Annotated in this window: 20 protein-coding genes; 17 read left to right on the forward strand and 3 right to left on the reverse strand. The window is 66.1% G+C overall.

Annotation, left to right across the window (positions count from 1 at the left end):
- Window positions 1-18: 18 nt before the first annotated feature.
- Window positions 19-1,545, reverse strand: a complete 1,527-nt coding sequence (locus HK401_RS18610) for a choice-of-anchor A family protein (RefSeq protein ID WP_181276147.1) — start codon at window positions 1,543-1,545, stop codon at window positions 19-21.
- 70 nt (window positions 1,546-1,615) lie between these two features.
- On the reverse strand, window positions 1,616-2,557 hold the full coding sequence (locus HK401_RS18615; protein ID WP_181276148.1) for a LysR family transcriptional regulator: 942 nt from the start codon (window positions 2,555-2,557) through the stop codon (window positions 1,616-1,618).
- Between the two features lie 100 nt (window positions 2,558-2,657).
- Here HK401_RS18615 and HK401_RS18620 point away from each other — a divergent pair, with 100 nt between their 5' ends.
- The 9 genes from HK401_RS18620 (at window position 2,658) to HK401_RS18660 (ending at window position 16,025) form a co-directional block, all read left to right on the forward strand.
- The gene (locus HK401_RS18620) at window positions 2,658-4,415 is read left to right on the forward strand and encodes an L-aspartate oxidase (RefSeq protein ID WP_181276149.1); all 1,758 of its coding nucleotides are present in this window, start codon (window positions 2,658-2,660) and stop codon (window positions 4,413-4,415) included.
- Window positions 4,416-4,632: 217 nt separating this feature from the next.
- Window positions 4,633-6,354 (forward strand): potassium-transporting ATPase subunit KdpA, encoded by a 1,722-nt coding sequence (kdpA, locus tag HK401_RS18625; protein WP_181276208.1) that lies wholly within the window; start codon window positions 4,633-4,635, stop codon window positions 6,352-6,354.
- A gap of 1 nt (window position 6,355) precedes the next feature.
- The gene (gene kdpB, locus HK401_RS18630) at window positions 6,356-8,533 is read left to right on the forward strand and encodes a potassium-transporting ATPase subunit KdpB (protein ID WP_181276150.1); all 2,178 of its coding nucleotides are present in this window, start codon (window positions 6,356-6,358) and stop codon (window positions 8,531-8,533) included.
- A gap of 69 nt (window positions 8,534-8,602) precedes the next feature.
- Window positions 8,603-9,256, forward strand: a complete 654-nt coding sequence (locus HK401_RS18635; RefSeq protein ID WP_181276151.1) for a potassium-transporting ATPase subunit C — start codon at window positions 8,603-8,605, stop codon at window positions 9,254-9,256.
- Complete coding sequence (locus HK401_RS18640; protein WP_181276152.1) at window positions 9,256-12,102, forward strand: DUF4118 domain-containing protein; 2,847 nt, start codon at window positions 9,256-9,258, stop codon at window positions 12,100-12,102. Before HK401_RS18635 ends, HK401_RS18640 begins: the two co-directional genes overlap by 1 nt.
- A complete protein-coding gene (locus HK401_RS18645; RefSeq protein ID WP_181276153.1) occupies window positions 12,099-12,779 on the forward strand; it encodes a response regulator in 681 nt (226 codons plus the stop codon). Before HK401_RS18640 ends, HK401_RS18645 begins: the two co-directional genes overlap by 4 nt.
- Before the next feature lie 10 nt (window positions 12,780-12,789).
- The gene (locus tag HK401_RS18650) at window positions 12,790-13,314 is read left to right on the forward strand and encodes an NUDIX hydrolase (protein WP_181276154.1); all 525 of its coding nucleotides are present in this window, start codon (window positions 12,790-12,792) and stop codon (window positions 13,312-13,314) included.
- Between the two features lie 288 nt (window positions 13,315-13,602).
- Complete coding sequence (locus HK401_RS18655) at window positions 13,603-15,009, forward strand: hemolysin family protein (protein ID WP_181276155.1); 1,407 nt, start codon at window positions 13,603-13,605, stop codon at window positions 15,007-15,009.
- The gene (locus tag HK401_RS18660) at window positions 15,006-16,025 is read left to right on the forward strand and encodes a CNNM domain-containing protein (protein WP_181276156.1); all 1,020 of its coding nucleotides are present in this window, start codon (window positions 15,006-15,008) and stop codon (window positions 16,023-16,025) included. The genes HK401_RS18655 and HK401_RS18660 overlap by 4 nt, the downstream gene beginning before the upstream one ends.
- 215 nt (window positions 16,026-16,240) lie before the next feature.
- On the opposite strand, the gene HK401_RS18665 is transcribed toward HK401_RS18660, so the two are convergent.
- Window positions 16,241-17,410: an acyl-CoA dehydrogenase family protein gene (locus tag HK401_RS18665; protein ID WP_181276157.1), complete on the reverse strand. Its 1,170-nt coding sequence runs from the start codon at window positions 17,408-17,410 to the stop codon at window positions 16,241-16,243.
- An 81-nt stretch (window positions 17,411-17,491) separates the two neighbouring features.
- Between HK401_RS18665 and HK401_RS18670 the strand changes: the two genes are divergently transcribed.
- The 8 genes from HK401_RS18670 (at window position 17,492) to HK401_RS18705 (ending at window position 25,520) form a co-directional block, all read left to right on the forward strand.
- Window positions 17,492-18,190, forward strand: coding sequence for a FadR/GntR family transcriptional regulator (locus tag HK401_RS18670; protein WP_181276158.1), 699 nt, complete (start codon window positions 17,492-17,494; stop codon window positions 18,188-18,190).
- Between the two features lie 178 nt (window positions 18,191-18,368).
- On the forward strand, window positions 18,369-19,436 hold the full coding sequence (locus HK401_RS18675) for a TRAP transporter substrate-binding protein (protein WP_258234330.1): 1,068 nt from the start codon (window positions 18,369-18,371) through the stop codon (window positions 19,434-19,436).
- Complete coding sequence (locus HK401_RS18680) at window positions 19,433-20,026, forward strand: TRAP transporter small permease (RefSeq protein WP_181276159.1); 594 nt, start codon at window positions 19,433-19,435, stop codon at window positions 20,024-20,026. The genes HK401_RS18675 and HK401_RS18680 overlap by 4 nt, the downstream gene beginning before the upstream one ends.
- Window positions 20,023-21,303, forward strand: coding sequence for a TRAP transporter large permease (locus HK401_RS18685; RefSeq protein ID WP_181276160.1), 1,281 nt, complete (start codon window positions 20,023-20,025; stop codon window positions 21,301-21,303). The genes HK401_RS18680 and HK401_RS18685 overlap by 4 nt, the downstream gene beginning before the upstream one ends.
- Entirely contained in the window at window positions 21,300-22,526 is a 1,227-nt protein-coding gene (locus HK401_RS18690; protein ID WP_181276161.1) for a CaiB/BaiF CoA transferase family protein, read from the forward strand. The genes HK401_RS18685 and HK401_RS18690 overlap by 4 nt, the downstream gene beginning before the upstream one ends.
- A gap of 64 nt (window positions 22,527-22,590) precedes the next feature.
- Window positions 22,591-23,316: an IclR family transcriptional regulator gene (locus HK401_RS18695; RefSeq protein ID WP_181276162.1), complete on the forward strand. Its 726-nt coding sequence runs from the start codon at window positions 22,591-22,593 to the stop codon at window positions 23,314-23,316.
- Between the two features lie 193 nt (window positions 23,317-23,509).
- On the forward strand, window positions 23,510-24,163 hold the full coding sequence (locus tag HK401_RS18700) for a GntR family transcriptional regulator (RefSeq protein ID WP_258234341.1): 654 nt from the start codon (window positions 23,510-23,512) through the stop codon (window positions 24,161-24,163).
- 52 nt (window positions 24,164-24,215) lie between these two features.
- Window positions 24,216-25,520 (forward strand): MFS transporter, encoded by a 1,305-nt coding sequence (locus HK401_RS18705; protein ID WP_258234331.1) that lies wholly within the window; start codon window positions 24,216-24,218, stop codon window positions 25,518-25,520.
- Window positions 25,521-25,581: the final 61 nt, after the last annotated feature.

Here is a 25,581-nt window from a genome sequence, read left to right on the forward strand (position 1 = left end):
GGCTCGGCAGTGTTCACCTCACGACGGGCGCGAAGTGATTCGAGCCGACACGATGATGACGATGCCTAACGCCAGCAATCCAGCGCTGATCGCCAGGGTGGGGGCGACGTTCGAGCCGGAGACCGGCAGGTCGTCGCCGGGCCCGCCCGGTGACGTCGGAGACGGCGGGCCGGCCGTCGGCGGATCCGATGGTGGGTTCGACGGAGGACCTGCCGTGGTCGGGGGCACCGGTGCCTCCGACGAGGTCGGCGGACCGGTTGGTGGCTCCGTCGTCGTGGATGGGTCTGTCGGCGGTTCGGACGTCGTCGGAGGATCCGTGGGTGGTTCGGATGTCGTCGGGGGATCTGTCGGCGGTTCGGAAGTCGTCGGAGGATCCGTGGGCGGTTCCGACGTTGTTGGCGGGTCGGTGGGTGGTTCGGATGTCGTCGGGGGATCGGTCGGCGGCTCCGACGTGGTCGGAGGGTCCGTTGGCGGTTCGGACGTCGTCGGCGGATCGGTCGGCGGTTCCTCACAGGTCGGCAGGACTCCCGTGAACGGATAGTTGTGGATTTCGCCGCCCTGACCACCCGAATCGTCGGAGGTCTGGACCAGGGTGCCGGCGGTGAAGAGGCGCCCGTTGAATCCTGCTGTGGCCAGTGTCGTCGTGTTCGACGGTGCGCCGGCCAATAGGCTTCCTTGGAATTGCGCCGGTCCGTGCATGGCGAAGGAATCGGCATTCGGCACGTTCCACAGCAGGCGGTCGCGGATCTGATTCCAGGGGTCCTGGTCGCTCAGGTCACCGCTGTAGGTGTTCACCGACACGTCGTCGCCGGTGAGGTTGATGAGGACGGTCGCATCCGCAGGAATGCCCGCGAAGGCGAATCCGACCGAACCGCCGCCGGGCGACTGCAGGGATGCGTCGGTTTCGAAGATCTGCAGATCGGACTCGCCATCGCCGTTGAACGTCACCGTCGAATCGGTGACTTCGACCGTCCCGTTCGCTGCCAGCGTCGCCAGGCACGTGCTCCGATTCGTCAGAACGTCATCGGCGTTGGCATAGTCGTCGACGGCTCCGGTATCGACGACGACCCGATCCCGAGCGGTACCGCCGCCGGTCTGCGATCCGGCGATGCGGATCACTCCGCCATCGGCAGCGAGAGTGTTCGAGGCTTCGACGTCCAGATTGCCGCCCACAGTGAGGTAGTCGCTGCCTTCAGGTGGTGAGACACGCGATCCGACTCCGGCCAGACCGACATTGAAGATCCCTGCCGGGTCCTTGTCCAGTCTGAAACCACCGGGCGTGACGACTCTGCCCTCCATCTCGGCAGCCGCACCAGAGATGCTGATGCCCTGACCTGCATAGACATTGACCGCCTCATCGCGGTAGCCCTCGTCGACATCGCTGCCGGGAGGAGGGAACGTCCCCGGACACCGTGAGCCCTCGCAAGGTCCCGGTCCGAAGTCGTCATCGACCGCCGAAGCGGGAGTCAGTCCGAAAGCGACGGTTCCCGCGCCGAGGGCCACGACAGCCGCGCTTGCCAACACCGTGGTCCTCAGCCTCGTCATACTGTCAGCCTAAGGCAGATGGTCCGGTGAAGATAGAGCCCTTCATGTCTTTCGCGTCCGGGCTGACCGCTCACTCCACCACGCGGACGAACTGCGACAGGCCGGTGTCCTCGGAGGCGAGGGCTCGTGCGGTGGCGAGGATCGTCGACTCCATCGCCGAGGCGGCCCTGGTCGCCCGCACGTCCGCGCGGGTGGCGAGGCTGACCGTGCGCGACAGGTGAGGGTCGGCCAGCGGCACCGAGGACAGCCGGGGACGATCGACGAGCACCATTGCGGGCACGACGGCAACGCCCAGCCCGCGTTCGACGAAGCGCAGCACCGCATCCATCTCCGCGCCCTCGACGACGACGGTCGGGCTCAGCCCCGCTGATTCGAAGGCTGCCTCGGTGGCCTCCCGGAGGTCGTATCCGTGATGGAACAGGACCTGGGGGAGATCGGCCACCTCGGCGAGGGTGATGCGATCCCTGCCCTTGAGTAGGTCGGAATCGGCGGCGGCGATGACCACGAGATCCTCGGCGAGGACCCCCTGCATGCGCAGTCGAGGCATCTGCGCGCTCGGCTCGAAGGTGCGGGTGATGAGCGCGAGATCGAGCCCGCCCGCAGCCAGCGCCTCGACGAGTTCGCGTGAGCCCTTCTCCATGAGTTCGAGCTCGATGCCGGGGTGCTCACGGTGGAAGCTGCTGATCGCCTCGGCGACGAGGCTCACGCACAGCGTCGGGGTCGCCCCCAGCCGGACCCGCCCGCGCCGCAGCCCGGCGAGCTCATCCATGTCACGGCGGACCGCCTCAGCGTCGGCGAGCATCCGCATGGCCGTCGGCAGCAGTGTCTTCCCGGCGTCGGTGAGCGTGATGTGCCCATGGGCACGGTGGAAGAGCTCGGCGCCGAGCTCCTTCTCCAACGTCGAAATCTGCCGGCTCAATGATGGCTGTGCGAGGTGCAGGCTGGCGGCGGCCTTCGTGAAATGGCCGGTGTCGGCCACCTCGATGAAGCTCGTCAGCTGGTCGAGGTTCATGTCTGTTCTCGGTGTGCACTCATGGCAATAGCATATCGCTATCGACTTAACTTAAACAATGCATTGGACGTATGGAGAAGGCAAACCTAACGTAGAATTCATGAACACCACACAGGGCGGAACCCGCCGGAAAGAACACTCGATCTCCACCTCGGTGCTCGTCATCGGAACCGGAGGGTCGGGGCTGCGTGCCGCGATCGAAGTCGCCGAAGCCGGAGCCGACGTCCTCGCCGTGGGCAAGCGGCCCAAGGAAGACGCGCACACCTCGCTCGCGGCCGGCGGAATCAACGCGGCCCTGGCCACCGTCGACCCCGAGGACACGTGGCAGCAGCACGCGGCCGACACGATCAAGGAATCCTATGACCTCGCCAACCCCCGCACCGTCGAGATCGTCACCCAGGGAGCAGCCGAAGGCATCGCCGACCTGGAGCGATATGGAATGGACTTCGCGAAGGAGGACGACGGTCGGATCTCACAGCGCTTCTTCGGCGCCCACACCTGGCGTCGCACCGCTTTCGCCGGCGACTACACCGGGCTCGAGATCCAGCGCACCCTCATTCATCGTGCCGAAGCCCTGAACATCCCCATCCTCGACCGCGTCTACATCACGAAGCTGCTCGTCGCCGACGGTCGCATCTTCGGCGCCTACGGCTTCGACGTCATCGACGGCACCGGCTACCGCATCCACGCCGACGCCGTCATCCTCGCCGCCGGCGGACACAACCGGATCTGGCGACGCACCTCCTCGCGCCGGGACGAGAACACCGGTGACTCCTTCCGCCTGGCCGTCGAGGCCGGCGCCCGACTGCGCGATGCCGAGCTCGTCCAGTTCCACCCCTCGGGCATCATCGAACCCGAGAACGCCGCCGGGACCCTGGTCTCCGAGGCGGCCCGCGGCGAGGGCGGCATCCTCCGCAACGGTCTGGGCGAGCGGTTCATGGAACGCTACGACCCGCAGCGCATGGAACTGTCGACCCGCGACCGGGTGGCCTTGGCCGCCTACACCGAGATCGCCGAGGGGCGTGGAACGGAGAACGGCGGTGTGTGGCTCGACGTCTCCCACCTGCCCCGGGAGACGATCATGAACCGGCTGCCGCGCGTGTTCGCCACGCTCATGGAGACCCAGATGCTCGACATCACGCGCTCACCGATCGAGATCGCGCCAACCGCGCACTACTCGATGGGCGGAGTGTGGGTCGACCCGGTCGACCACAGCACAGACGTCGAGGGGCTGTGGGCCATCGGCGAGGCCTCATCGGGGCTGCACGGGGCGAATCGGCTGGGCGGGAATTCGCTCATCGAACTCCTCGTCTTCGGTCGCATCGTCGGCCGGTCGGCGGTGGCGTACTCCGACGGGCTGGGGGCGCAGGTGCGGAGTCGGGATGCCGTCGCCGAGGCGCGGGCCGAGATCGATGATCTGCTGTCGTCCGAGGGAACGGAGAACGTCCGGGCTCTGCAGCGCGAGGTCCGCAACCTCATGACCGAGCACGCCGGAGTCGTCCGTGACGAGGCCGGACTGCAGGCCGGGCTGGAGAAGCTTGCGGCGATCGAGGCACGACTCGAACTCGTCGGCATCCACCCCGACATCGCCGGGTTCTCCGACCTCGCGCACGCCTTCGACCTCAAGTCCTCGGTGCTCGCGGCCCGGGCGACCATCGAGTGTGCGCTCGAGCGTCGGGAGACCCGTGGTTGCCACAACCGCAGCGACTACCCGGAACAGGACCCCGAGCTGCAGGTCAACCTCGTGTGGTCGCCGAGCACTGGGGTGGTCCGCGAATCGATTCCGCCGGTCGACCCCGAGGTCGAGGCACTCATGCACACCGGCGAGATCAGCCAGGAGGGCAAACTCGTCGAATAGACCTCCCCCTATTACTACCTGACGGCGGCCCAGCAACCTCGCGCGAGGGTGCGGGGCCGCCGTCAGGTAGCAAATAGGGTGTTGGGGTTGTGTTTGGAGGTGTGAAGACCGCGTTAAGATCCGTCTCTCCGTGTCACCTGCGGCGGTGAGATGGACGCATGTCACTCACCACATCACCGAGGCGGCCGATCGGCCGCCCGAACCCGGATGGCCGGTCATGAGCTGGTTCATCGGGATCACGCAGATCCTCCTCGTCCTCGCACTTCTGGCCGCAGCCCATGTTCCGCTCGGCAACTACATGGCCCGCGTGTTCCTCTCGGAGGCCGACACTCGCGCCGAATCCGTCCTCTACCGTCTCACCGGCGTCGACTCGTCCTCGCAGCAGCGGTGGCGGACCTATTTCCTCTCGGTCCTCGGGTTCTCGGCCGTCTCCCTCGTCGTCCTCTTCGGACTGCTTCGCCTCCAACATCTCCTGCCGCTGTCGAACGGCAAGGCGGGTGTGCCCGTCGACCAGGCGATCAACACCGCGGTCTCGTTCGTCACGAACACGAACTGGCAGTCCTACTCGGGTGAGACGACGATGGGCTTCCTCGCCCAGATGGCCGGACTCGCGGTGCAGAACTTCGTGTCAGCGGCCGTCGGCATCGCCGTGGCCGTCGCCCTCATCCGCGGTCTCATGCGCTCGAACTCCCTGTTCATCGGCAACTTCTGGGTCGACCTCGCCCGCTCGACCCTGCGCATCCTGCTGCCGATCTCGGTGCTCTTCGCAATCATCTACATGGGCCTCGGCGTCATCGACAACCTCACCCCTGACCAGGTCGTCCACACCGTCACCGGAGGTGTGCAGACCATCCCCGGCGGGCCCGATGCCAGCCAGGAGGTCATCAAACACCTCGGCACAAATGGCGGCGGCTTCTTCAACGCGAACTCGGCCCACCCGCTCTCGGCCCCGAGCGCACTGGTCAACCTCGCGAACATCTTCCTCATCCTCCTCATCCCCTCGGCACTGCCGCGCACCTTCGGCATCATGGTCGGAAGCCGCAGACAAGGATGGGCGATCCTCGCGGCCATGGCCACCTTCTTCGTCCTCTCCTTGGCCGCCGTCATCGCCCTCGAAACGACGACAACCAGCCCGGCCTCTCAGGCAGCCGGTGCTGCGATGGAAGGACGCGAGACCCGGTTCGGCATCATCCCCTCGGCGTTCTTCGCCGTGGCCACGACGCTGACCTCGACGGGCGCAATCGACTCGGCCCACTCGAGCTACTCGGGACTCGGGGGAGCGGTGCTCATGATCAACATGATGATCGGCGAGATCGCCCCCGGCGGCGTCGGCTCTGGCCTCTATGGCATGCTCATCGTCGCGATCATCGCCGTCTTCGTCTGCGGACTCATGGTCGGCCGCACGCCCGAATTCCTCGGCAAACGCATCGGCCGGACCGAGATCACCCTGGCCAGCACCTTCATCCTCGTCTCTCCGGCGCTCGCCCTGATCGGCACCGCGGTGGCCACGCTGTGGCCGGGCACGCTCGACTCGGTCCTCAACACCACCTCGGCGATCCAATCCGCCGGCCACGCAACCGCCCAAACCGCAGCCCAAGCCACCCAGCTCAACCCGCACGCCCTGTCCGAGATCCTCTACGCCTTCACCTCGGCGGCGAACAACAACGGATCGGCGTTCGCGGGCCTGAACGCGAACACCCCATTCTTCAATATCGCCCTGGCGATCGTCATGCTGTTCGGCCGCCTCGTGCCGATCGGCGCCGTGCTCGCGCTCGCCGGAGCGTTGGCGAAACAGACCCCCGCCGAAACGAGCCCGGGCACCCTGCCCACCCACCGGCCCCTGTTCGTCGGGGTCGTCGTCGGCATCGGCTTCGTCATCAGCGCCCTCACCTTCCTCCCCGTGCTCGCACTGGGACCGATCAACGAAGGACTCATGTGAGATGAGAACCATCACCGCTCCCGCCCTCTTCCAGGCGAGCCTGCTCGGGCTCAAAAAGCTCGATCCGCGCACCGCCTGGCGCAACCCCGTGATGTTCCTCGTCGAGATCGGCGCGACCATCACCCTCATCCTCGCGATCGCCGATCCGACCCGTTTCACCTGGGCGATCAGCATCTGGCTGTGGCTGACCGTCGTCTTCGCCAACACCGCCGAAGCGCTCGCCGAAGGGCGCGGCAAGGCCCAGGCCGACTCTCTGCGGGCCAGCCGGGTGAGCGTCGACGCGACCCGTGTGCTGCCGGGAGGGGAGACCGAAACCGTGCCCGCCTCCCAGCTGCAGGCCGGGGACCGGGTGCTCGTCACCGCCGGTGAGACGATCCCCGGCGACGGCGACGTCATCGAGGGCGCGGCCACCGTCGACGAGTCCGCCATCACCGGCGAATCCGCGCCCGTCATCCGTGAGGCCGGCGGCGACCGCTGCGCCGTCACGGGTGGGACGAAGGTGCTCTCCGACTCGATCACGGTGACCGTCACCGCGAGCCCCGGAGAGAGCTTCCTCGACCGGATGATCACGATGGTCGAGGGCGCGAACCGTCAGAAGACCCCCAACGAGGTGGCTCTCGGCATCTTCCTCTCCGTGCTCACCCTCATCTTCATCCTCGTGGTGATCAGCCTCGCGCCGATCGCCGCATTCTCCGGCGCCCCGCAGTCGCTGACCGTGCTCATCGCCCTCCTCGTCTGCCTCATCCCGACGACGATCGGCGCGCTGCTCTCGGCGATCGGCATCGCCGGCATGGACCGCCTCGTCGCGGCGAACGTGCTCGCGAAGTCCGGCCGCGCCGTCGAGGCCGCCGGCGACGTGTCGACGCTGCTGCTCGACAAGACCGGCACGATCACGATGGGCGACCGGCAGGCCACCGACTTCGTTCCCCTGGGATCGACGACACCGGAGCAGATCGCCGAGGCGGCCCGGCTGTCCTCGTTGGCCGATGACACCCCCGAGGGCAGGTCCGTCGTCACCCTCGCCGAGGCGGAGTTCCGCATCGACGCCGCCGGCCTCGAGGCCTACCCCGAGGCCGAATTCATCCCGTTCTCGGCGACCACCCGCCTGTCGGGGATCGTCCTGCCGTCCGGTGGGGAGGTCACTGGAAAGGAAGAGGTGACGTCCCCCGCCGAGGTGAGCGCACATCGATCCGCGGGTGAACGATCGACCATCGCCGAGGTGGCTGGAAGCGCTGGTGCGAGTGCGTCGTCATCCGCCACGGTGGGGTTGGCCGAAGGCATAGAAACGCAGCGTCGCACCGTCGTCAAGGGAGCGGCGAAGGAGGTCATTGCGTGGGCCCGCGACCGCGGGGCCGAGATCCCCGAGGCCGCCACGGCCGAGGTCGAACGCATCAACACGGGGGGAGGCACGGCCCTCCTCGTCGCCGAGGCAAACGCATCTACCGCACGGGTGCTCGGGGTCATCGACCTCCGCGACATCGTCAAAACGGGCATGGCCGAGCGCTTCGCGACCCTGCGCGAGATGGGGATCCGGACGGTGATGATCACCGGCGACAACGAGCTCACGGCGCGCGCGATCGCCCGGGAGGCCGGGGTCGATGACTTCCTCTCCGAGGCCACGCCCGAGGACAAACTCGCCCTCATCAAGTCCGAACAGTCAGGCGGTCGGATGGTCGCTATGACCGGGGACGGGACGAACGACGCACCCGCGCTCGCGCAGGCCGACGTCGGAGTCGCGATGAACACGGGCACGACCGCGGCGAAGGAAGCCGGCAACCTCGTCGACCTCGATTCGGATCCGACGAAGCTCATCGACATCGTCGCAATCGGCAAGCAGCTGCTCATCACGCGCGGGGCGCTGACGACGTTCTCGATCGCCAACGATGTCGCGAAGTACTTCGCGATCATCCCGGCGATGTTCCTGCTCGCGTTCCCGGGGCTCGGGGCGCTCAACATCATGGGCCTGCACAGCCCCGCCTCGGCGATCCTGTCCGCGGTGATCTTCAACGCCCTCATCATCGTCGCCCTCATCCCGGTGGCGCTGCGCGGGGTGCGATTCCGGGCACGGACGGCCTCTTCGCTGCTGCGGATGAACCTGCTCGTCTTCGGCCTCGGCGGGCTCATCGTCCCGTTCATCGGCATCAAACTCATCGACCTCGTCATCGCGCCGCTGCTGTGAGCCGTTGGCTGCTCTGAGCTCCCGTCTGACCTCGTCGTTGACTCTGACCACTCTGAAAGGACCTTCATTATGCTCCCCATCTTCGGTCGCCAGCTCCTCACCGGGGCACGAATGCTTCTCGTGCTCACGCTCGTCCTCGGCCTCGCCTACCCGTTGGCGATGGTCGCGATCGGTCGCCTCATGCCCGCCCAGGACGCGTCGATCCGCAACAGCGCCGGCGAAGTCGTCGGCAACGCCCATCTCGCCCAACCCGTGAGCGGGGACGATTGGTTCTTCCCCCGACCCTCGGCCGGCGACTATGACGGACTCGCCTCCGGGGCGTCGAACCTCGCGGCGAACAGCCCCGAACTCCTCAGACAGATCTCCGACCGCCGCTCCCAGATCGCGACCCGCGAGCACGTCGACCCGGCGAGCATTCCTGCGGATGCACTGACAGCCTCCGCGTCGGGCCTCGATCCGGACATCAGCCCTGAGTATGCTCGACTCCAGATCCCTCGCGTCGCGCGGGAGACGGGACTGAGCAGGAAGGACGTGACCGCTATGGTTCAGGCGAACACGCAGAACCCGCTGCTCGGCTTCATCGGTGAGCCTCAGGTCAACGTCGTCACCCTCAACAATGACCTCGCGAACGGTTCGGGCGCGCACGTGGAGACGGACGCCTCGGCTCCGACGTATTCGGCACCTGCGGGCACCGCTTCGGCAGTTTCGGCCGGCGGGCGCTGATGGACTCACCTCGGCGAGGTACGCTCACGGTCTTCCTCGGCTACGCGCCCGGGGTCGGCAAGACCGTCGCCATGCTCGAAGCCGCGGCTGCTGCGGCAGGAAACGGCCGCGACGTCGTCATCGGGATCGTCGAGGACCACGGCCGCGCCTTCACCCGATCACTCGCCGAGGGATTCGAGACCATCGCCCGCCGCCCGGTCGACTACCGCGGTCGGACGTTTCTTGAACTCGACACCGAGGCAGTGCTTGCGCGGGCGCCCGAACTCGTCATCATCGACGAGCTCGCCCATACGAATGTGCCGGGCCCTGTGCCGAGCGACGCGGTGGTCGGCGGTGCCGGCGGGACGGAGCCCCACCTCGGCGACGGAACCACGCCCACCCCACCCCGCACGAAACGGTGGGAGGACGTCGAGGCCATCCTCGCTGCCGGCATCGACGTGTTCACGACGGTGAACATCCAGCACCTCGAATCCCTCGGCGACGTCGTCGGGGCAATCATCGGCCGCAACCAGGCCGAACGCGTGCCCGACCCGTTCCTCCGCGCCGCCGACGAGGTCGAACTCATCGACATCAGCCCCGCCGCCCTGCGCACCCGGCTGGTCGACGGCCGGATCTATGCAGCGGAGAAGGTCGACGCCGCGATGTCGAACTACTTCCGGCTCGGCAACCTCACCGCGCTGCGCGAACTCGCCTTGCTGTGGCTGGCCGACCGGGTCGACGAAGGTCTCGAGAAGTACCGCGACGAGAAGGGCATCCGCGCCACCTGGGCCGCCCGCGACCGGATCCTCGTCGCCGTCACCGGCGGACCGGAATCGACGACGCTCATCCGCCGCGGACTGCGCATCGCCGGCCGAGTTGCCGGGCGCGAACTCCACGTCGTCCACGTCATCGAACCCGACGGCACCCGTCGCTCCGGTGCCCCGCACCTGATCGGGGCACGCGAACTCGCCGAGGCGAACCACGCCGTGTGGCACACCGTGGTCGGTGACGATGTGGCCAAGGCCCTCATCGAGTTCGCCCGCACCCTCAACGCCTCGCAGATCGTCCTCGGAGTCTCACGCACCCCGTGGTACCGCCGCATGTTCGGCCCCGGCGTGGCCAACCGCGTCATCAGTGCGGCCGCCGACATCGATGTGCACATGGTCACCCATGCCCAGGCCGCCCGGTTCTGGCGACTCGACCGGGAACGCGCCCGCGAGAATCCGCTCTCTCGTCTCCGCCGCATCCTCGGCTGGATCGTCGGTGCGCTCGCCCCGCTCCTGCTCACTGCCTTATTCGTCGGGCTCGGCCCAGGGTCGACCTCGCTGAGTATGAACTTCCTCGCCTACATCACCGTCGTCGTGCTCGTCGCCCTCATCGGCGGGCTGTGGCCGGCGGTGATGACTGCCGTGTTCGGGGCTGGGCTCATCAACTTCTTCTTCACCCATCCGGTGAATTCGCTGTCGGTGAGGCAGTTCGAGAACATCCTCGCGCTCGTCATCTTCGTCGCGGTCGCCGTGGCCGTGGCCACCGTCGTCGACCAGGCGGCCCGCCGTTCCAGGCAGGCTCAGGCCGCAGAACACGAGGCGGGTGTGCTCAGTGAGTTGGCCGGATCGATGATCGCCGAGGGGGACAGCCCCGAGGCGATGGTCGCGGGCATCCGCACGAGCTTCGCTCTCGACGGGGTCACCCTCTTCGTCCGCGGGAATGGTGCGGGCAGCGCAGGCGGTTCCGGCACCTCAGACCGCGCGGGCGACGGGGACGTGGCGGCCGCCTCGGCGGGGGAGCCGATCAGGTCACGGGCCGAAGCGAGCGAGGTCATCGACCTCGACGAGGACACCTCACTGGCGCTGAGCGGTCGGCCACTCAGCGCGGGAGAACAGCGAATCCTCGACGCCTACGCCGGCCGGCTGCTGCGGGTGCTCACGGAATCGGCCCTGCAGCGCAGCCGCACCGAGGCCAGGGAACTCTCGGCCGGCAACGCCGTTCGCACCGCCCTGCTCACCGCGGTCTCCCACGACCTGCGCACGCCGCTGGGCGCGATCACCACGGCGACGTCGACGTTGCTGCTCGACGAGATCGAGCTCTCGGACGCCGATCAGCGGCTCATGCTCGAGACCATCGAGCACGGGGCTCAGCGCCTCGAGAAGCTCATCGACAACCTCCTCGACATGAGTCGCATCCAGTCCGGGGCAGTGGCGATCTCGACAGCGCCGGTGCTCGTGGCCGATGTCGTCGCCTCGGCGCTGGATGAGATCGACGGGGGTCAGTCGCAGGGATCCGGGACGGACGACGGGGGCGGGGACTCGGAGCGGATCGCGATCAATGGCGACGGCGGGCAGGCGCAGAGGACCGCACCAGGCGGCGACGGCGGACACGATTCGCAGCCGAGGATCACCGTCGACATCGACCCCGAAACATGGATCGACGTCGATGCCGGGCTCGTCGAGCGCGTGCTGGTCAACATCATTGAGAACTCCGTCAAGTACGGTGAGGGCGCCCCGATCATCATCGATGCCTCCACCGGCGCCGAGGCGGTCCACCTCCGCGTCGCCGACTCCGGTCCCGGTGTGGCTGAGGAGGCACTCGAGTCAATCTTCACTCCGTTCACCAGGCTCGATGAGTCCAATACGAAGGGACTCGGGCTGGGCATGGCGGTCGCGCTGGGTCTGTGCCGGGCGATGGACATCGAGCTGAGCGCCGAGCCGACGCCGGGCGGCGGATTCACCGCGGTGCTGACGATTCCGCGCCGAGGTGGGGACAACGGAGTACGGTCAGCGTCGGGAACGAAATCGACGGAGCCGGCGGGGACGGAACCGCAACCGTCGGTAGAACCCGAGGCGACGAGGAAGGACGAGGCGCTGTGAAGCACGTGCTCATCGTCGAAGACGACTCCGACATCGCCCGTGCCGTGAGCGTGGGGCTGCGCGGCAAGGGCCACGGTGTGACGATCGTGGGCAGCGGGCGGCAGATGAATGAGGCGCTCGCCGAGGCGGTCGTCGACGTGATCCTCCTCGACCTCGGGCTGCCCGACGTCGACGGGATCGAGCTCATCTCTCAGGTACGCAAGTGGAGCCAGGTGCCCATCGTCGTCATCTCCGCCCGTCATGATGCGCACGGAAAGATCGCCGCTCTCGACGCCGGGGCCGATGACTACGTGACGAAGCCGTTCTCGCTCGGAGAAGTCCTCGCCCGCCTGCGCGCGATCGAGCGGCGGTCCGGGGCGGCGGCCGATTCGAGTGTTGTGCGCACCGGTGACGGTCGGGTCGTCATCGACCTCGCCGCCCACGTACTCACGGTCGAAGGCGCCGAGGTGCATCTCACACCGATCGAATGGAACATGCTCGGCGTCTTCGCCAAGCATCGTGGTGCGCTCGTCGATGCGACGACCCTGCTCACCGAGGTGTGGGGTCCTGAGTACGCCGGGGAGCGCGGTTACCTGCGGGTCTACATGTCGCAGCTGCGGCAGAAACTCGAAGCCGATCCGGCCCGACCGCAGTACCTGCACACGCAGATGGGCATGGGCTACCGTTTCACCCCGTAGGGTGGGCGACATGCCCAACCCCACACGAGTCGCCGTCCGCATCGTCCTGCTCGATTCCGAATCGCGTGTGCTGCTCTTCGAGGGCAGAGACCTCTCCGACACCGAGGACATCATTCGTTTCTGGTTCACCGTCGGCGGAGGCCGCGATGAGAACGAAACCCTGCGTGAGACCGCTGAACGGGAACTGGCCGAGGAGACGGGGCTGTCAGGACTTGACCTCGTCGGACCGTTTCACCGCCGCGAATTCGACTTCCTCAACCACGGCGACCCTCAGCATCAGATCGAACACTTCTTCGCGGCGAGAACGACGCGCACGAATCTGACCGACTCGAACTGGACGGATCTCGAGCGGACAGCGATGACGACGTGGCAGTGGTGGAGCGCAGACGACCTCGAATCGGAGGACATCACGTATTTCCCGGAGAACCTGCCGGAGCTGGTGAGGCGGGCATCCACCCTGGTCTTAGCCGCCTCGGTGTCGGTGTCGGTGCCGGTGTCGGTGCCGCAATTCGGGGCAGGAGCTACGACCCCGTAATTGCTACCCGACGGCGGCCCAGATACCTGGCGCCAGGTATCTGGGCCGCCGTCACGTAGCAAATAGGGGGAGTGGCACAGGTTCTTGTCAGGTTGGACCGGAATAATCGTGATCAGCCGCCCGCATGATCACTTTCGGAAGGACCATGGACGACTATCGAAGTCCCGGCTGGGACATCACTTTCAGCACCTCTGACCAACTTCATACCGCGCGGATCGACGCGTCGCGAGCACTGAATATGCGAGCCCGTCTCGAGCAGGCCCAGAGCCTGCGAGCAGGTGGTCGCCGTTGACCTGGCTGCTCTCGCTCCTCATCGGACTGCTCGTCGTCCTCCTCATCACCGTGGCCACCGGCTACTTCGTGGCGCAGGAATTCGCGTACATGGCCGTCGACCGCTCCCGCCTCGGCGCGCGCTCGGTCGCCGGTGACCGCTCCGCCGACCGGGCCCTGGCAATCACCCGCCGCACCTCCTTCATGCTCTCGGGCGCTCAGCTCGGCATCACCGTCACCGGCCTCCTCGTCGGCTACGTCGCCGAGCCGCTCATCGGTACGGCCGTCGGCGAAGCGCTCGGCGGCACACCGATCCCACAGGGCACCGGCATCCTCATCGGCACCGTGCTCGCGTTGCTGGTCTCGACGCTCATCCAGATGCTCTTCGGCGAGCTGTTCCCGAAGAACCTCGCGATCGCCCGCCCCGAGGCGCTCGCCACCTGGCTCGCGCGCTCGACATCGATCTACCTGCTGCTCTTCGGCTGGCTCATCACGGTCTTCGACAAGGCCTCCAACGCCCTGCTGCGCATCCTCGGCATCGAACCGGTCCACGACGTCGATCACGCCGCGACCCGCCGCGACCTCAAACACATCGTCGCCGAATCCCGGGAGAGCGGCGACCTCGTCGACGAGGATTCGCTCATCCTCGACCGGATCCTCGACTTCCCGCAGCAGACCGTCGAGCACGCCACCGTACCGCGCTCACGGGTCGACGTCGTCACCGAGGATATGAGCCTCGCCGAGGTTCAGGCGCTCATGGCCACCGGCCACTCCCGCTATCCCGTCCTCGACGCCGAGGGAGCGGTGATCGGCACGATCGACCTCCTCGACGTGCTCGCGGCCCCGACAGCCGACGCACCCTCCGAGCCTGCTGCCCTGACGAAGGGCAGGACCGCCTCGGCGATCGACATCCGCCCCGCCCTTCGTGACCTGCTGGCCGATCCGGTGTTCGTTCCCGCCTCCCTGCCCCTGCCGGACGCAGTGGCCACGCTCATCGAGCACCGCGCTCAGATGGCCTGCGTCGTCGACGAATACGGCGGCTTCGCGGGCATCGTGACGATGGAGGACCTCGGCGAGGAGCTCGTCGGCGACATCGTCGACGAGCACGACACCGACGTCGAAGCCATCGCCGACATCGGCGATGGGACCTGGTCGACGCCGGGATCCATCCCCCTCGACGAGGTGGCCCGCACCCTCCAGCGCGAACTGCCGGCCACCTCGGCGCAGACCCTGTCCGGGCTGGTCATCGAGCACGCGAAGGGCTTCCCGGAGGTCGGCGATCGCATCGTCATCGTCCTGCCGATCGACCCCGCCGAGCTCGCTGACGCCGAACCGCCGAGCCCCGCGAAACTCCTCGCCGAGGTGGTCGAAGTGGACTCGCACGTGCCCTCACGGCTGCGGATCGGAATCGAGGTGGACCGATGAGCAATCTATGGGTCATCATCGCCGTCACCGTCGCCATCATCGGACTCAGCGCCTTCTTCGTCGCCGTCGAATTCGCGCTCATCGCCGCCAAACGCCACCGGCTCGAGGACGAAGCGGCGAACAGCCGCTCGGCCAGGGCGGCACTGCGCAGCTCGACCGAACTCTCGGTCCTCCTCGCCGGCTCCCAGCTGGGCATCACGGCGTGCACGCTCGCGCTCGGCGCGATCACGAAACCGGCGGTCCACCACTGGATCACCCCGCTCGCCGAGGCGGTCGGACTTCCGCTGTGGATCGCCGACCTCACCGGGTTCGTCCTCGCGCTCATCATCGTGACCTTCCTCCACCTCGTCGTCGGTGAGATGGCGCCGAAGTCATGGGCCGTGGCCCATCCGGAGCGTTCGGCGATCATGCTCGCGCTGCCGATGCGGGCGTTCATGGTCCTCACCCGACCGCTGCTGCACGTGCTCAACTCCGCAGCGAACGCGTGTCTGCGCCTCGTCGGGGTCCAGCCCGTCGACGAGGTTGATCAGGGGCACACCTCGGAGGATCTGCGGCAGCTGCTGCGACATTCGGCGCAGGTGGGCACGCTCGAACAGGAGTCCTCGGATGCGCTGCTCGGGGCGCTCGAACTCTCCCGGATCAGCCTTGACGAGCTCGTCGCAGGTCGTGGGGAACCGGTCGTCATCGGACCGGGTGCGACGGCCGGTCAGGTGCGTGAGGCCGCACGCCAGACCCGCCACCGGCGGATCCTTGTGCGCACCGAGGCGGGTGTCGTTCCTGATCAGGTCGTCCACGTCCGTGACGTGCTCGGTCTGTCGGAGGGGGATGGTCTCGCCGAGGCGGCCCGCCCCGTCACGGTGTTGTCGGGGTCGATGACGGTCGTCGCTGCGTTCTCGGCGATGCGGGCCGAGGGTACTCAGCTCGCCTTGGTCGCACGCACCGACGGCAGCCACGCGGTCGTCACCGTCACGGACGTCCTCCGCCACCTCCTCCCGACCGAGATCGTGCAAAGTTAACTAGACCCGAAGACGGCACTAAAATCATTTCGACGTCACAAATCACAACCGGCACCGGTGTGGTTTGTGCCGTCAGTGTGCTTTTTCGAGGTGACGACGAGGAAAAGCAGGTTCCCGAATTTCATCGGTTACTTGCGATGTCGGGCTCTCCGCTGTCGGTCAACGATTTGAGGCTTAGCTGAGGACAGTGAAAGAGCCCGAATGCTGCAGTCAAGTCAATAGCTGCGAGGGAGTCCGAGGACCTTTGTCCCGAGGTAGTTGAGAACCATCTCCTGGCTTACTGGCGCGATCTTCATCAAACGTACTTCCCGCAGGTACCGACCGACGTGGTACTCCTCGGAGTACCCCATTCCCCCGTGTACCTGGACTGCTCTGTCCGCGGCATCGACACCCGCTTCGGCACACAGGTACTTCGCGGTGTTCGCTTCTCGGCCACTGGGCAGACCGTTGTCATAGGTCCAGGTGGCTTTGCGGAGTGCAAGCTCGGCGGCGTCGAGCTTGGCAAGGGAATCCGCCAAGGGGAACTGCAGACCCTGATTCATTCCGATCGGCCTGTCGAAGACCACCCTCTCATTGGCGTACGTCACTGCCTTGGCCAGGGCGGCCCGGCCGATTCCCAATGCTTCAGCGGCAATAAGCATTCGCTCGGGATTCAACCCGTCGAGGAGGTACGTGAAGCCCTTTCCCTCTTCGCCGACCCGATGGGCTTCAGGGATCACCAGACCCTCAATGACGAGTTCGTTCGAGGTCACGGCATTGCGGCCGATCTTCCGGATCGGAGTGATCTTCACACGTTCCCGATCGAGGTCGGTGAAGAAGAGCGTCAGCCCGTCTGTCGGGCGTTCGACATCTTCACGCTTAGTCGTTCTCGCCAGCAGCAGGATCTTGTCGGATTCCATCGCTTTGGAGATCCACACCTTGCGGCCGTTGACGATGTATTCATCGCCTCGGCGCTGGGCGAAGGTCGTCACTCGTGTGGTGTCGAGTCCGGCGTCTGGCTCCGTTACGCCGAAACAGACGTGGATATTCCCTTGTGCGATCTGCGGAAGGTTGTCCTTCTTGAGTTCATCGCTGCCGTGCTTAATGACGGGGTGGAGGCCGAAAATCGTCATGTGGATCGCGCTGGCCGCATTCATCGCGCCCCCGGCTGCCGCGACGGCTTCGAGAAGCAGAGTCGCCTCGGTGATTCCCAGGCCGTGCCCGCCGAACTCCGTGGGCGTCGTCAGGCCCAGCCACCCTTTCTGCGCGAGGAGATCATAGAACTCGATCGGGAACTCGTGGTCGGCATCCTTCGCCGCCCAGTATTCGTCGCCGAAATGACGGACTATCTCCTCGGCAGCCTCTCGAATCATGAGCTGGTCCTCGGTCAGCGCGAAATCCGTCATACTCGTCTCCTTCGAACGCAATTAATGGTAATACCAATATAGAATGTATCGTACGTCATCGCCTAGCGCCAGGGGAGCTCATTGGACACCACCGAGACCGCCCGTTTCGTCACTGCAGTGCGCTCGAGGATTCTTGCCGGTGAGCTCTCGGACGGATCCCGACTCGAGTCCGAGCGCGAACTTGCCCAGCGCCACGGGTTGAGTCGGACCACCATCCGGGCCGGACTACAGGCCTTGGAAGCCTCTGGGCTTATCTCGCGTCGAGTTGGTCGAGCGGGAGGCAGCTTCGTGTCGATGCCGACTGAGGAAGCGGTGGCCAGTTCGCTGAGACTGGTCGTCGGGGCCGGGGGGATCTCCGGGCCGGACCTTATGGAGACTCGCCTGGCCATCGAACCAATGTGCGCCGAACTGGCCGCTGATCGCATGGGAGAGGGCGGTCTCGTAGAACTCTCGGATATCCAGTCCGAAATGGTCTCCTCGATGCGCGGCGTTGGCAATCCGGTTGACCGTAAGCGCTTCTTAGCGGCGAACGCACGATTTCATCTCAGAATCGCCTACGGCAGCGGCAATGCCGCTCTGGCGGCGATTCTCAGTGGCCTCATCGATCCCATCGAGGCGCTCACGGACGACCCGGAGACCCTGGGTGAGACGCAGCTGCGTGAACTGGTTCGGGCGCACGAGGTGGTCCTCTCCGCACTCCAGGACCGGAATGGCCCTCGGGCTGGAGAGGTGATGCGCAGGCATCTGCGGGCGCATCTGGCGCTTACCGGCGTCTGTTGAGTCGCGATACCCGCTGACAGTGCGTCCGCGCAGGGCCCTGAGTGCGGGGCCGTTGCTTTCGGTGCACACCTGTGCCTGTTGCCTGCGCGACGCGACTCGGGGGTATTGACACACCTCGACCCTCCGCTAGACTATTCGTGTTTACGTACAATCATTCGCATATACCAATGGAGGTGTAATGCCTGTACGCCCTGGCCGCTTGGCCGCATCGATGACATCTGTCGCGCTCGCGTTGACCCTGCTCGGACTGTCAGCGTGTTCGGCCACACCCGATGGCGGCGGCGATCAGCTGAGCCTGGCTGACAGCTACGCGCCGACCCACATCTTCGCCGAATCGGGTGTGAAGGTGTTCATGGACGAACTCTCTGAGACATCCGGCGATTCTGTGTCCTTCGACTACTATCCTGCCGGTCAGATGGGAACCCCTCGGGATCTGGTTTCGCTCAACCGTTCCGGAGTGCTCGACATCACCCCGGCGTCTCCCGCGTATCTGGCCGACCAGCTTCCGTTGTCCAGCGTGTCCGATCTGCCCGGTATGGTCGAAGACTCCTGCACCGGTGCACGGGCACTGTTCGACATGATGTCGCCCGGCGGGATCCTCTATGAGCAGGAGTACGAACCTCGCGGGCTGCGGCCGCTGTGGGTCTCAGTGCTGCCCAGCTACGAGATCCTCACCGTCAGCCGTACGATCAACTCGCCTGAGGATCTGCACGGACTCAACATCAGGACCTCGGGCGGGGCACTCGATGCCACGCTCGATGCCCTGGGTGCCGCGGCAGTGAGCATGCCGGCCTCCGACGCCTATGAAGCGCTGTCGCGCAAGACCGTTGACGGTGTCGCCTTCCCCTTCATCAGTGTGCTGCCCTACAAGCTGCAGGAGGTGCTCGGCCACTCGACGACGGGTCTGAATATCGGCGCCTTCGCGATCCCCTATGTGATCAGTGAGGACACATGGGATGGCCTGAGTCCGCAGATTCAGAACAGGATCGAACGAGCTGGCAAGGATGCTCAGAAGAGCCTCTGCGCGGCCGTGAACACCGACACTCCCGCAGCGATCGACACCATCGAGAAAAGCGGAGTCGTATTCAACACTCCCGATGCTGAGGGAAAGGCCGAGTTCGACGAGAAGCTGGGCCCGGTCCGGAAGCAGTGGGCGAAGAACATGGATTCGATCGGGAAGCCGGGCACCGAGGTCCTCCGCACCTACGAGGACAACCTGGCGCGATACGAAGGAGTATCGAAATGAGCGGATCCTCCCGCAGGCCTGAGAACGCTCTCATCATCGGAATCAAACGCGCAAGCGTGACTCTGGCAGGAGCGGCGGTCGTCGCCATGGCCGTGATCATGCTCGCCGAGGCGGTCATGCGCTATGTCTTCACCGATCCTCTGGGGTGGAACATCAGCGCGGTCGAGCGGATCCTCATGCCGATGTCCGTCTTCCTCGCCCTGCCCTGGCTGTACGTGACCGCGGGGCATGTGAGCGCCGAGATCGTCTACGACCGGCTGCCGGCCCCCTGGCAGATGACCTCCCGTATCATCGGACATCTCCTCCTGCTCGTCACCGCCGCCGCGCTGGTGTGGGGAGGCATGGTCACCGTTGTCGATTCCTTCGTCCTGGGAGACGCGCCCCCGCCCGGATCGAGCGAAGTCCCCATCCCGAGCTGGATCTGGGAACTGAGCCAGCCCGTAGGTGCCGCCGCCCTCTTCCTGGTCGCCCTTCTCGACAGCCGTCGCGCTGTGATCGAGGACGGGGCACTGGAAGACACCGAAGGGGACGAAGAGGCACTCATCGCCGCCACCGCGGAAAACATCGACGACGGCGGTGACCAGTCATGATCGCAGCGTTCGTGAGCATCATCCTGCTCGTCCTCATCCTCATCCGAGTTCCGATCCCCTTCGCCATCCTCGGAGCAGCAGGCACCGGCCTCCTGTGGGTCGGCGGCCTCCGCAATCTCATCGGAGTCGTCGAAGTCATTCCGATGAACTCGATCGGCAGCAACTCCCTGGCAGCGATCCCGCTGTTCATCTTCATGGCCCACCTCGTGCTCAAGAGCGGCGTCCTCGCGTCACTGTTCACCTCGGCGAGCACCATCATCGGACGAGTCCGAGGCGGGACCGGCATCGCCGCGGTTCTGGCCGGGGCCGGGTTCGCGGCCGTCTCGGGGTCCTCGACAGCGGCGGCCGCCACTCTGGCTCACACGTCGACCGAGACGATGCAAAAGCAGGGATACAGCAGACAGCTCGCCAGCGGAACGGTCGCCAGCGCTGGAACCCTGGCGGCGATGATCCCGCCCTCCATCCTTCTGGTCTTCTATGCCATCACCGCTGAGACCAGTGTCGGCAAGACGCTGCTGGCCGGGGTGATTCCGGGAGTCCTCATGAGCATCGGACTGGCACTGACAGTGTGGGTGATGGGACTTCGGGGACATGCTCCGGCGACCCCGGCAACACCGTGGACGGCGAAACTCAGGGCCGTCTCAGGCCTGCTGCCGATCATCTTCCTCTTCCTGCTCGTCGTCGGCACTGTGTTCCTCGGAATAGCCACCGCCACCGAGGCGGCCGCGCTGGGCTGTCTCGGGGGATTACTGCTCATGCTGTGGACGAGGTCCGTCACCTGGGCGAATCTGAGAGCGGCTGTGGTGGGCACTGTCTCGAGCAGTGCGATGATCCTCTCGATCGTCTTCGCCGCGCACGTCTTCGGCATCTTCCTGACGCAGACCAGGGTGACGCCGCTCGTGATCGACTTCGTCCAGAGCCTGCCGGTGCCCGCGATCGTCATCGTGATCATCTTCGCCTTCATCTATCTCGTGCTCGGCTTCTTCATGGATCAGATGGCGATCATCGCGCTCACGGTTCCCGTCACCCTTCCGGTGGTCGAGGCACTGGGCTTCGACCCGATATGGTTCGGCGTCATCGTGATACTCCTCGCCGAGATCGGACTCATCACTCCGCCCCTGGGTCTGAATGCGTTCGTCGTGGCCCGAGCGGCGAACATTCGGGTCGAGACGGTCTTTCTCGGTTCGGTGCCGTTCATCATCGCGATGCTCATCGTGACTGCTCTGGTCTTCGTGTTCCCCGACCTTGCATTGATTATGACGTCGAGCGTGAAATGAGGAATGAGCAAGTGAACGGAATTCCGTCATCCCCGGCTGCCCCGTCATCCCCAGCTGCCCCGGCAGCATCCGCGCCGGCACTCGCCGGCCTCCGGGTGCTCGAGCTCGGGACAGTCATCATGGCACCTTACGCGGGTAAGATCCTCGCCGATCTCGGAGCCGACGTGATCAAGGCCGAGCAGCCGGGCGGAGACATCGGACGCAGGATCGGGCTCGGGGGAGCCGAAGGGGCTAGTGTGCTGGCGATGAACCTCAACGCCAGCAAGCGCAGCATCATCGTCGATGCGGCAGCGGCGAGGGACCGTCCCGTCCTCGAGGGGCTCATCGCATGGTCGGATGTCATCATCACCAATCTCCTGCCCCGTCGACGGGCCCGCTACGGACTCGATTGGGAAACGGTGCACCGGCTCAACCCCCGGGCGATCCTGTGCACGGCCCAGGGCTTCTCCTCCCGCTCCGATCGTGCCGACGCCCCCGCCTACGACGACATCATTCAGGCAGGTTCCGGTCTTGCCGACACCTATCGGCTGCGGGACGGCAGCCCCGCCTACTCGCCCTATGTGGTGGCGGATAAGGTGTGCGGAATGACGATGGCCCAAGCAGTTCTGGCCGCCCTCTACACCACTAGCGCCTCTGGTGAGGGGACCTGGGTCGACGTGCCCATGGTCGAGACGATGTCGGCATTCACCCTCGTCGAACATCTCGGCGGGCAGACCTATTCGCCTCCGCGCGGTGATGTCGGCTGGTCACGGGTGCTGGCCCCCGAGCATCGGCCCCACCCGGCCCTCGACGGACACATCTGCGTAATGCCCTACACAGACAGGAACTGGGCGGACTTCTGTGAGCTCATCGGCCGGCCCGACTATCTCGATCATCCTGATCTGCACAGCAACCAGGCCAGGACTAGCAATCCTCGGATGTACGAGTCGGTGCTCGCCGACTATGCCGCTGCCAGAACCTGCGCACAGATCGAGGAAGAGTGCCGGAGATACTCGATCCCGGTGCAGAGGGTGGTGCGCATCGACGAGATTCCGGCCGACCCGTACCTCGGAGCCTCTGACATGCTCACCCGTGAGCGGCATGATACGGAGGGGGAATATCTCCACGTGGGGTCGCCGGTGACCTTCAGCGATCACCCCAGACCCGACGTCCGCGCGACCTCCCGACTCGATGCCGATCGCGCCGAGATCCTCGAGCTTATCGGCCTCGCTCCTGCGACATGAGGGGCACGGTAGTAACTGGGTGTGGCAATTGGCAAGCTCGGCCCTCCCTGGTAGAAGTAAGGGCATGACCTCGACACATCGGACCGTGACGCGGATCGTGAGAATCCTCGAAGTGGTGGCCCGCTCAGGTGAGGACGCTGTCGGTCTGGCCGCGCTCGCCCGGGAGCTCGACGCTCCCAAATCTAGTGTGCACGGGTTCGTGCGAGGGCTTTGCGCCGAAGGTTATCTGCTCGAGGGTGACGACGGCTACGTCCTTGGGCCGGGAGTCGCTCATGTTTTGGGCCCGGCGGAGAACTCGGTCGTCCTACTCATTGAGGATGTACTGGCAGAAATCTCTGCTCGGACGGGTGAAACGGTCACCGTGGCCGTAAGAGTCGGTGACTCCGTTGTCTACGTGCATAGTCTGGAAGCGGACTACGAGGTCTGTTACGTGCCCAGGCTGAAGGTAAGGCGCCCCCTTCTACCAACTTCGTCGGGCAAGCTGTTCTTCGCGCTGTCGCCGAGGCCAGGTGACAGCGAACTGTTCGATTCCTATGACCCTTCCACACGAACCCGGCTCGAAGCCGAGCTGCTGCAGATCCGACGGTCTGGAATCGCGTACAACCGAGGCGAGACGGTTGCGGATGTCGCCGCTGTGGCGGTGGGCGTCTTCATCGACTCCATGCTCTCGGCAGCCATCACCATCGCCGGCCCCATCACGCGGACGGAAGAGCATCTGGATCACTACGGGGCGGTTGCCCGCGGCCTCCTCGACAAATCCGGCTTCGGCAAGGAGAGTCGGCAAGGCTGAATGTCAAAGCGACTCATGAGCCACCGGTCGACCTCGGCGTGGAGGCGAGCGCGCCTCCCCCTCTATTGCTACCCGACGGCGGCCCAGATACCTCGCGCCAGGTATCTGGGCCGCCGTCGGGTAGTAATTGGGACTCCGAAAGACTGATGCATCTATCAATGCATGCATCTGTTATCGTCGGGGTGTGAACGACATGCTGACGCTCCCGTGGGACCACATCGATGACAGTTCGCCGATCGCTGCACGGATGGCCGCCTGGGCCGCCCGCGAGATCATCGAGCGCCGCTTCGAGCCCGGTACCCTGCTCACCGAGGCCGAGCTCGCCGAGGCGCTGCAGGCCAGCCGCACTCCCGCCCGAGAGGCGATGCTCCAGCTCGAACGCTGGCGCCTCGTCCGCCTGGTCCCGAAGAAGGGCGCGATCGTCACCACGGTGACCAGCGCCGAACGCCGCGACCTCCTGGCCGTGCGCGCGATGTTCGAAGTCGACGCCGTCCAGTCACTGACAACTGACGACGGACTCGAACCCGTCGCCGCCGACCTGCGCGTCCTCCTCGACCAGCAGAAGCAGGCAGTCGAGGCCGGCGATACCCTCGGCTTCGCCAGCGCCGACTACAGCTTCCACGCCCGCATCATCCGCAGCGGCGGCAACGCCGTCATCGACGAGATGCTCACGACCATGGGCCCTCGCCTCGCGCGCCTGACCTACCAGGTCATCATCGACCGCCCGAGCTCACTCGAAACCCTCTTCGATGAACACGCCGAACTCACCGACCTCGCCGAACGCGGAGATGTCGAGGCCTTCGGCCCGCTCGTCCGCCGCCACATCGACGCCACCCATTTCGCCTGACGCCGACACTGACGCACACAGAACCACGAACCGTCGACACTGAATCGCAGCAATGACCTCAGAGCCAGCCACCCCAGCCACAGCTACCGCAGCTCCCGACACCACCGCCCCGACCGCCGAAACCGTTGGCACCCACACAGAATCACACCCCCGCCGAGGTGGCTCCACCCCACCGCGTCGCGCATGGCTCCGAGTGGCTCCCGCGATGTTCCTGCTGGCCTGGGGCGGCAACCACTTCACCCCGCTCGTGCACATGTACGAAGAAGACGGCGGCTACGCCGTCTGGCAGGCGAACCTGCTGCTGGGTATGTACGTGGGCGGACTCATCCCCGGACTCCTGGCCGCCTCGGCGCTGTCGGATCGGCGCGGACGCAAACCGGTTCTCATCGCCGGAACGATCGCCGCGATCCTCGGCAGCCTCCTCCTCGCCCTCGGCTTCGACCTCTTCTGGCTGCTCTGCGTCGGTCGTGTGCTCGCCGGAATCGGCGTCGGCGTCGCGATGTCGGTGGGCACGAGCTGGATCAAAGAGCTCTCGTCACCGCCCTTCGACCACGAGGCCGGCATCACCGCCGGCGCCCGTCGCCCCGCACTCACCCTGACCTTGGGCTTCGCCCTCGGCGCCTTGGTCACCGGATGCCTGGCCCAATGGGGACCGGCGCCCGAGGTGACGCCCTACGCGGTTCACGGAGTGCTCAACCTCGTCGCGCTCATCATCGTGTTCGCCGCACCCGAATCGCTGCCGAAGCACCGCCGGTCGCAGCAGCACTGGTGGCAGGGACTGCGGATCCCGCTCGTCGGTCACCGGACCTTCGTGCGCCTCATCATCCCCGCAGCCCCCTGGGTCTTCGGCGCCGCCGGCATCGCCTACGCGGTCATGCCCGCTCTCGTCCAGGACGAGCTGGGGGAGTGGACGACCCTCTACGCGACCGTGCTCACCGTTGCCACCCTCGGCGCCGGGGCGCTCGTGCAGAACCTCGTCCCGCGGGTCAATCGGTGGACCGGTGGCCGCGGGCTCGTCGTCGGGTTGGCCATGATGAGCCTCGGCATGATTCTCGCGGTCATCGCCGCCCTCGTCGCCGATCCGATCCTCGCCTTCGTCGTCGCGATCGTCCTCGGACTCGCCTACGGCATCTGCGTGGTCTCCGGCCTCATTATCGTCCAGGCCATCGCCGAACCCGACGACCTCGCCGGAATCACCGGCGTCTACTACTCGCTCGCCTACTCGGGCTTCCTGCTGCCGACCGTGCTCGCGGCGCTCCTGCCGCTCATGGGCTACAGCATCTCCCTCGGCGGGGTCGCGGTGATCTGCCTGCTCAGCCTCGGTGCCGTGGCGCTGGGGTCGATGCGGCGGGGCTGAAGTCGCCGGACTGAGCGCGGCAGTGGAAGGTCTTTGCACCGGAGGGCTCACCACTTGAAAT

Source organism: Brevibacterium oceani (assembly GCF_013623835.1).
GTDB lineage: Bacteria > Actinomycetota > Actinomycetes > Actinomycetales > Brevibacteriaceae > Brevibacterium > Brevibacterium oceani.

Coding starts and splice junctions, on each gene's coding strand:
- HK401_RS18705 (WP_258234331.1), top strand. CDS start 24,216: ATGACCTCAGAGCCAGCCACCCCAGCCACAGCTACCGCAGCTCCCGAC.
- HK401_RS18660 (WP_181276156.1), top strand. CDS start 15,006: ATGAGCAATCTATGGGTCATCATCGCCGTCACCGTCGCCATCATCGGA.
- HK401_RS18695 (WP_181276162.1), top strand. CDS start 22,591: ATGACCTCGACACATCGGACCGTGACGCGGATCGTGAGAATCCTCGAA.
- HK401_RS18690 (WP_181276161.1), top strand. CDS start 21,300: ATGAGGAATGAGCAAGTGAACGGAATTCCGTCATCCCCGGCTGCCCCG.
- HK401_RS18665 (WP_181276157.1), bottom strand. CDS start 17,410: ATGACGGATTTCGCGCTGACCGAGGACCAGCTCATGATTCGAGAGGCT.
- HK401_RS18675 (WP_258234330.1), top strand. CDS start 18,369: ATGCCTGTACGCCCTGGCCGCTTGGCCGCATCGATGACATCTGTCGCG.
- HK401_RS18640 (WP_181276152.1), top strand. CDS start 9,256: ATGGACTCACCTCGGCGAGGTACGCTCACGGTCTTCCTCGGCTACGCG.
- HK401_RS18620 (WP_181276149.1), top strand. CDS start 2,658: ATGAACACCACACAGGGCGGAACCCGCCGGAAAGAACACTCGATCTCC.
- HK401_RS18610 (WP_181276147.1), bottom strand. CDS start 1,545: ATGACGAGGCTGAGGACCACGGTGTTGGCAAGCGCGGCTGTCGTGGCC.
- HK401_RS18700 (WP_258234341.1), top strand. CDS start 23,510: ATGCTGACGCTCCCGTGGGACCACATCGATGACAGTTCGCCGATCGCT.
- kdpA (WP_181276208.1), top strand. CDS start 4,633: ATGAGCTGGTTCATCGGGATCACGCAGATCCTCCTCGTCCTCGCACTT.
- HK401_RS18650 (WP_181276154.1), top strand. CDS start 12,790: ATGCCCAACCCCACACGAGTCGCCGTCCGCATCGTCCTGCTCGATTCC.
- HK401_RS18685 (WP_181276160.1), top strand. CDS start 20,023: ATGATCGCAGCGTTCGTGAGCATCATCCTGCTCGTCCTCATCCTCATC.
- kdpB (WP_181276150.1), top strand. CDS start 6,356: ATGAGAACCATCACCGCTCCCGCCCTCTTCCAGGCGAGCCTGCTCGGG.
- HK401_RS18615 (WP_181276148.1), bottom strand. CDS start 2,557: ATGAACCTCGACCAGCTGACGAGCTTCATCGAGGTGGCCGACACCGGC.
- HK401_RS18680 (WP_181276159.1), top strand. CDS start 19,433: ATGAGCGGATCCTCCCGCAGGCCTGAGAACGCTCTCATCATCGGAATC.
- HK401_RS18635 (WP_181276151.1), top strand. CDS start 8,603: ATGCTCCCCATCTTCGGTCGCCAGCTCCTCACCGGGGCACGAATGCTT.